Source organism: Aminobacter sp. P4_H6_2 (assembly GCF_056400805.1).
Window position 1 is genome coordinate 1 of sequence record NZ_JBFUKO010000254.1, and the last position, 7,489, is coordinate 7,489.

6 protein-coding genes and 1 pseudogene are annotated in these 7,489 nt (G+C 61.0%); all 7 read right to left on the minus strand.

Annotated elements, in window-relative coordinates:
• Nucleotides 1-554 (minus strand): phage portal protein (locus tag AC1DUU_RS17920; RefSeq protein WP_476784755.1); only part of this gene is annotated, 554 nt, incomplete at its 3' end.
• Nucleotides 551-2,440 (minus strand): terminase gpA endonuclease subunit, encoded by a 1,890-nt coding sequence (locus AC1DUU_RS17925; RefSeq protein WP_476784756.1) that lies wholly within the window; start codon nt 2,438-2,440, stop codon nt 551-553. The genes AC1DUU_RS17925 and AC1DUU_RS17920, both read right to left, overlap by 4 nt.
• Nucleotides 2,441-2,556: 116 nt before the next feature.
• A complete protein-coding gene (locus tag AC1DUU_RS17930) occupies nt 2,557-3,150 on the minus strand; it encodes a hypothetical protein (RefSeq protein WP_476784757.1) in 594 nt (197 codons plus the stop codon).
• Nucleotides 3,151-3,290: 140 nt separating this feature from the next.
• Entirely contained in the window at nt 3,291-3,857 is a 567-nt protein-coding gene (locus AC1DUU_RS17935; RefSeq protein ID WP_476784758.1) for a hypothetical protein, read from the minus strand.
• A 97-nt stretch (nt 3,858-3,954) separates the two neighbouring features.
• Nucleotides 3,955-4,788, minus strand: a complete 834-nt coding sequence (locus AC1DUU_RS17940; RefSeq protein WP_476784759.1) for a hypothetical protein — start codon at nt 4,786-4,788, stop codon at nt 3,955-3,957.
• Nucleotides 4,789-5,154: 366 nt separating this feature from the next.
• Nucleotides 5,155-6,957 (minus strand): DNA primase family protein, encoded by a 1,803-nt coding sequence (locus tag AC1DUU_RS17945; protein ID WP_476784760.1) that lies wholly within the window; start codon nt 6,955-6,957, stop codon nt 5,155-5,157.
• Nucleotides 6,954-7,489: pseudogene (locus tag AC1DUU_RS17950) on the minus strand (primase-helicase zinc-binding domain-containing protein); the annotation flags it as partial. The pseudogene AC1DUU_RS17950 and the gene AC1DUU_RS17945, both read right to left, overlap by 4 nt.

A 7,489-nucleotide genomic window follows, 5' to 3' on the forward strand; every position in this document is an offset into this window, starting at 1 on the left:
AGCTTGGTCGGATTGACCATGCAAAGCTTGGTGCCGGTGCGGATGCCATATCGTCTGCGCTCTGCGCGGCTCATGTAGCTGACCAGCGCCAGAGATTCGCCATAGGCCATGTCCCAGCGCAGGGAGATGTCGACGGACTGTGGAAGCGTGAACTTGCCACGTAGGTCGCACTCGCGCGGGTTCCACGAGTACCGCTTCCAGCGTTGTTTGATCTTGCGCGTCAGGGCGGTGATTTCGGCGTCCGAATAGCCGAGATGGGCAATGTCGGGTTGCGGGTTGAGCACCAGCTCGACGCCGACAGTATCAACGACCACTTGGTCGGCGGCTCCGCGCAGCTGCCCGGAATTCTGGATCAGGTCGAGAGCCAGGCCTGCAGTTCTCCGCCACACGGCACGAACCTCATCCCGGTGATCGCGCAGGATGGCCGGCCTGGTCGACAGCACTCGAGACCGAGTGTCCCTGAGATACCCGGCGCTTGGGGCAGGACGCGCGACATCCTGGACAGGACGCGACGTGGATCGCGCCTGCACCCTGATGCGCGGCTTTTTGGTCATTTCCTGTTCTTCCATTTTTCGCGGCGGGCGCGGCTTCGCGCCTCGTCGTCGTTGGCTGTCTTCGCCTGTTCCGCCACGGTCTTCTCGGCAGAGGGGGTAGGACGTGCGCGGTCGAGCAGATCCGGTTGTTGCTGGGGCGTGAGGCGACGCCTCAGTTCGGCCCAGATATCGGCGGTGTTGGTCGAAAGCCCCAGTTTCTCGGCCATCGCCATCGCATAGACATGCGCGTCGAGGCAGTGATTGTCAGGGCGCAACCGGCGCCATTCTTCCCTGAAACGGCCGCGCACGACTTCGGTAACGAAGCTCTCTGCCGTCAGCTGCAGAAAGTATTCCTTTGGGAGGTACGCGCCAAAGTGCACGTAGCCCGCAGGATCCGCAGCTTCGCCTGCCGCCAGCCCCGGCTTGTGAAGGTTGGCAAACAGCTCGGACTTCAGTCCCCAGGTGCCGACCGGCCACAGCATGGCGCTACCGAAACGCTTGCGCTTGCCACTCTTCGTGACGGACTTCTTCGCTGGAACACTGATCGCCGGCACGCCGCGCCCGCCGACACCTTTTACCGCAAAGCAGTCCGGGCGCCGGCGGCACCATTCCAGCACCTGGTTGGTGCGCCCACCGTCGCCACCGTCGACCGCTAGCGCTTCGATCTTGCGCTGGTTGCCGAATGCATCGTTGAGCGGCTTGCGATAAAACTCGTCGAGTTCCGCCCACGCGCCTTCGGACGGATTGTCCGTCGCGCCCTCGAAGAAGCGGACGCCAAGAACCCAGCTTTGCCTGTCTTCTCCGAAGGCAACGACGACACACCAGATGCCGTTGTGCTGGACGTCGGCGCCAGCAACAACGATCAAGCCTGGCGCCGGAACGGCAAATTCGCCGATGTTCTCCCGGCGCTCCATCAACCGTTCGTACTCAGGGGCGTTGCCCTTTTCCTTTGCCGGCAGACCGAGCACCAGGTTGTAGATGCCTTTGTCACCGAGCCCACCGGGCTTGGCATGGGCGATCACGTCTTCCGCGATCGCCTCATAGCTCATCATGAGCGAGTCGAACGCGTCGACATGAAAGCCGGGGTGCCGATCAGGACCGAATGCAGTTGGGATGTATCGACCCTGCCGCACGCCTATGACGCGCTCGGTCTCCGATATCCAGTGACCGCAGACACAGGCATAGAAACTCTTGTGCGGGTGCAGGCGGTCGAGGTGAAAGCCCTCGAATGATTGCTTGAACTCTCGACCGCATTCGACGCAGCGGATGTTCCAGAAGCGTTGGTCCGAACGCTTGAAGGATCGGTCGATGCGGCAGTGACCTGGCAGTTCGCCGAGCTCGTCTCCGGTGTCGATTTCGGGCGTCGACAGCTCAAATATCTTGTACGCCTTCGTTCGGCGAAAAGCCGTGAAGCGACCGAAGTACAACGTCTCCGGGTCGTCGCCGTTGACGTGTGTCTGCCACTTCGACACTTCGTCTTTAACGCCGTAACGGGTCGTTTTGCCAGACAGGTCGGTTGCGACGTTGGCGTTGGCAAGCATCAGCGAGCCGCCGGCGAAGCGCTTCTCGTAGATCGTCGAGCCGGCGCCTGATCTACTGACGGCCGGGAAAATGACCTGCTTTCCAGATGCGGCCTGCCACGCGTCGATGAGCGGCTGCAGCTTCTGACTGTTCATGTCCTGCAGGAAGTCGATGGACGGCAGGCCGTAGATCGTATTGTCCGGGGCGGTCTCCGCGATGTACAGCGACCAGCCCAGGCCGAGGATAGAGACCCCCGTCTGCTGGGACTTCCTGACCGTTACCAGGTTGCACGGATGCTCAATCGACAGGCAGTCCGCGATCTCGCCCAGATAGGGCGCATCCTCGAGGGACCAGAATTCGCCCTTTTTCGGCCCGTCGACGAGCACGATGTTTTCCGGCAGCCAATCGCGAAATCGAATTGGCGGCTTCGGCCTGATGGCGTCCGCCAGCGCAATACCAACGAGGCGCAGCGCTCCAGGATGGCAAGGGCCGACATGAACGCTCACAGCTCGTCGTCCTCGAGCGGCTCGTCGTGAAGCGCAGCCGCCTCGACGGTAGCCGCAAGCTTCTCCGCGATCTCGGTGTTGAGATCGAAAGAGATCTGCCGCAGCAACACGCGAAGCCCGTGGGCGCCTTCGCGCGAGACGGCAAGCGCCATGTCGTCGGCCTTGTTCTGCAGCCGGGCAATGAGGCTTTGGATCTCTCGCCCGCAGACTGTGAGCGCATCACGCGTACGGTCGGCGCGGATCAGCTGGCCTATTTCTTCCTGCCGGCGGATCTTCTCACGCCCAACTTTCAACCAGGCTTCCTGCCTAAGAGCCTCGTCGCGTGAAGTGCTCGACTTGGCAGGATCGGCAGGCGCTGCAGGCTCTTCCTTCCGAACGGCCGCGGTCTTTTCGGAGCTAGCGAACTGACCGCGGTAGTGATCGAAGTGAGCCAACGAAAATCTGACGACGCGGTCGCGACTGTCGCGCTCGACGGGCAGGCCATGCTTTTCCACCAACTGGCGGACGAGCTTCGTCACCGCCTGCTTGGTGACGCCGTCGCGGGCAGCAACCGCTGCCGGCGTCGCCATCACATTTTGATCGGCGGACATTCTGACAACTTCCCGTTAGGGCGCTGACAACCCTGACAACTCAACTTTTTCCATGGTGCGACTGGCAATAATCCGGGCGCTTCTCTGCCCGCATGGCTTCGATGCCGGGAAACGGTCCCTAAACCGGGGAGGGGCCCCCCTCACACCATCAAGCGCGCCAGCTCATGTTCGATGCGTTGTGGCAGCATGCGAGCGATGGTCGAGGTGAACGCCGATGCAGTCTCACCGCTCACCATCTCCTGCGGGATGATGACACCACTATCCTGCATTTCGATATCCCGCCCCTTGCCGATCCGTTTCCATACATGCCCGCCGAGCTTTCGCGTTGCGACACGGTTGGGGAACTTGCCCCCTTTCATGAAGGTGCCGGCAAAGATGCGCCGCTGACCGAATGGCGCGGCAGATACACCGGCCCTCGTCTCACGGGGAGAAAAGAACTTGAGTGAGATATCGCCGCCAGTTGCGCGCATCTCATATCTGAGATCGTCGTAACTCGGCCGACTGGTCCTGATCGCCTTGACGATAACCTTTCGCTTGAGGCCAGTCTGCACCGTCAAGGTACGGTAAACCTTGGTGCGAGCCATGTCGCCTGCACGGGCAAGGCCGCGTTGCATGACCTTGCGCCCATCCTTGCCGAGCGCGCCGATCATGTTGTCGAATCGGGCGACACCTGAGATTTCCTGCCAGCGAACAACTAAGTCCGACATGGCCGGGCCTCCCAACGAAAAACCCGCCTCGGTTGCCCGGGCGGGTTCGGTTATCTGATTTACCGTGTTTAGGTGTAAGTCAAGTTTCTGCCGCGCGTCAACAGACAGGAGCTGTTTTTTTGCTCGGGGTTTTTGCAGGCATCCGCACCACCGATACGCCGAGCATATCGCGCTCAAGCCATGGCGTCATCGAGCGATCGCAGCCGACGATCCTATGGCCGATCATCTGAGGCGCCACTTCGCGCTCAAGCATGCGCAAAGCACCAACCCAGATCTGGTAATCGAGGCGGGCAAGGATGTCGCTCACCGGATCGACAGAGAATTCATATTTGCGATAGGCACCGCGGTGTGGGCGCTGCGACCGGCCATTGTAGCCATCGACCTCAATATCGTAGGTCTGCCCAAGCCTGTCCGTCACTCGTTTCTGCATGAACCACGCTGGCTTGCCGCCGCGCTCGACCATCCTAACCTTTGACGGCTCGGCTGAGAAATCCGGCTCTCGGCCAAGGATCGCCGTGCCGACGACGAGGCTGACGATCTGGGTGCCGCGTCGCGCTGTCATGCGCAAGCTAAAGCGCTCGACCGCACGGGCCACAGCCTGGTCGGCCAAACCGTCGGTCTCTGGCCAATCGGCCAGCGCGTTCCAACCAGCAGGCACAACCACGTCGCAAAGGGCGAGTTCGGCAACGGCACGGCCAAGCGTCACCGCGTCTTCATGCGGCTCGCCCTGTTCGAGCCAGTAATTCGAACCGTCGCCGCTGCGGTCAATCAGCGTGCCGAGTTCGGCAAAGCTGGTGATCTTGCCCCAAGATGATGCCTCGAGCATCCGCCAAGCCGAGTTGGCATTGGCCAGACCATCAACCCCACCGCCCTTGGTCAGCTCATTCACGAAAGCCCAGGTCAAAAGTTCGTCAATGGTCACGGTCTTCATCGTCTTTTCCTTCCTAGCGATAGTTTGCGATAGTTTTGCGGGAGTTTAGCGATAGTTCTAAGATAGAATTTGTTTAATGATTTCAATTCGATGAATAGTTGTTGCAGGAGTTGCGACAGTTCTTGAGTCCTATACGCAGAGGAATTTTCCTCCCCGCTCCCCTTCTTCACACCTATAGGGCGCCAAAACTGGTGCGAACTATCGCAACTTATTGATTTCGTTGCGCTATTTCCGCCGCAGGAACTATCGCAGAGTGTCGCACAGTGTCGCAACTGTCGAAAAGCGAAAGAGGCAATAAAATCAATACGTTGCCGGTTTTCAGGCAAAGACGGCACGGCGGAAAGGGGTTGCGGGGCAGGCGGCGTCTCATCGCATATGCGCCTCGAAATCATCGTGTCCGGATGCCTGTTTGGAGGCTGGAACATCGACGAGCGCGACGCCGCGGTAGATGACGATGCGGCCGTCAACGCGATGGTATTTTCGCTTCATGATCAGCCCGAAGGCGGTCAGCGATATCGGTTTTCCGCCCTGGTCGATGGTGAAGTCGACATAGGCTTGGTAGAAGGCCTTTGCGGTCACCTCGCCATTCGCATCGGCCACCACGCATCGCGCGCAAAAGGCCGATGTCCTGTCCATCTCGTCGCGATATTCCTGCGTCTTCAGCCTTACAGCCTCCGGTACGACAAGGCCTTCGCGCAGGAAGATCATCACCCCTTCGATCAGCCAGTTGAGGATGCCGGAATATTCAGGCGCGAACTCCGAAACGACCTCCTCGAACTCGCGCTGCTCGCTTTCTGCAAGCGTCACAGGCCAGTGCACCACGGCCATGCGTCGCCAGATGCCGTTGTCGGTACCGCTGATCTTTGGATAGCCGTTGCCGGACATGTGGCCGGTGAAGATCGGCTTGAAGTCGAAATAGCCCTGAAACAGGTCGCGGACAGTGAAGTCCTCACCACCAGTGAGGTCCTTGACCAGGTTCTCGCGCAGGTCCTCGCCTTCGGGCAGTTCCTTGACGCGCAAGAAACGCCGGCCATAGAGCCGGGCCATGTCGGGGTTGGCGGCGCCGCCAGCCTTGCCTTCACCGGTGAACGATTCTGACGGCAGGGTGACGGCCGCTTCGCCAAGCAGGCGGCACAGCGTCTCCATATAGACGGATTTGCCGTTGGCGCCGAAGCCATAGTGGAAGAACAGTTTCTGCACCGTCAGGCCGATCAACCCGAGGCCGGAGGCGACCTGCACCATGCGGCGCACGTCGGCGAGGGGTAGCATCCGCTCCATGAAGGCCGTCCATTTCTCGCACTTGGCCTTCGGATCGTAATCGACCGGCACGACCTGCGTGATCAGATCCTGTCGCCTATGGCCTTTCACTGCGGTCAGCGAGGCGTCGCGAACCGTTATGAACTCCTCGATATCCTCGCGGATGTCGTCGGGATCGTCGAACGCCGGATTGCGCACCTGCTTGCTGATCTTGCGGAAGACCAGGGTGTGGCCGCGCACGGCGACCTTCAGAGGATCGGCATTGAACTCGTCCGGTCCGCGTTGGATATGGGGAGCGGCGCAGACCAACATCGCCTCGAGCCGCCCCTTGTTCTTAGACGAGACAGCATGATCCATGCGACGTTTGTGACGCTTACCCAGATTGGCCATGGCAAGCTCTGCCGCCTTGGCAAGCTTTCTCTGCGCTGGTGTCCGCCCTTCTTCCTCCACCTGCAGCGCGGTGCGGCCCTTGTCGATCGCTGCCTGCTCCGCCGGCGTTGAATCTATGTACTGGACTTCCAGCGCTATGCGACCGCCGAGGTTCTGCGCCACCGCCAGCGATCGGGGATCACCGGTATCAATGTCCCAATGCGTGCCGTCCCAAACAGCAAAGGCAGCCTTCTTTGCCTTCGACTGCGCCAGCACAAGCAGATCCTCACCGAAATGGGCAAGCAGCCGCTCGGCATTGTCGGTGTCCGAATGATCGAGGCCAGCACAAGCCTTGACCACATCCATGTCTATCTTGCTGCCGCGCTTGGGTGCAGTGCCGGGTTCGCAGTCTTCAATCTGGTCTGCAGGCAGCGGATCGTCATTGGCAGGGGTACGGGGAATTCCGGCCGCGTGTGCCTGACGTGTCGCCTCATCCAGAAGGGCGACGACAGCTTCCGGCATCGTGGTCTTTTTCTTGGTCAAGATGCCTCCGCCTCGGCCGAGACGGCCATGCTTGCAAAGTCGTGGCCGTTGCGCGGCCAGATGATCGGGATCAGGCGGCCCGGCCGGGCATGCCGCGCGCGGGCGCGGGCCATGGCCGAGGCGGTCATGACGCGTTCGGAATCGCCATCGGCGAGCAGCACCAGCTCGTCGACATGGTCGAGCACGAACATGGCGTCGTCGGTGTCTTGGTCGAGCTTGGGGACGGGACCGGCAATCATCACYGGGCGCTCAACCAGGTTGCGATCGGGCTTGGTTAGGGACGGATGTGCGAAGCGCGATGAGGCCTCGGCTGGTCCGCTGAGATTGCCGAGGTCGCCGGCGGCGAAATAGAAGGTATCGGCGCGAAAGCCTTCCCACCGACCGAAGGCGAGGCCGTTCTCGATGCCCTCGCCACCGACCCAGCGTCGCGCTGACAGATCGCCGGCAAGCGGGATCAAGCCGCCCTTCTTGGTGCCGCGCATCTTCTTGGTTGGCAGCAGTTCGCCGGTGACAGGATCGGACAGTTCCAGAC

Coding starts and splice junctions, on each gene's coding strand:
- AC1DUU_RS17930 (WP_476784757.1), bottom strand. CDS start 3,150: ATGTCCGCCGATCAAAATGTGATGGCGACGCCGGCAGCGGTTGCTGCC.
- AC1DUU_RS17935 (WP_476784758.1), bottom strand. CDS start 3,857: ATGTCGGACTTAGTTGTTCGCTGGCAGGAAATCTCAGGTGTCGCCCGA.
- AC1DUU_RS17940 (WP_476784759.1), bottom strand. CDS start 4,788: ATGAAGACCGTGACCATTGACGAACTTTTGACCTGGGCTTTCGTGAAT.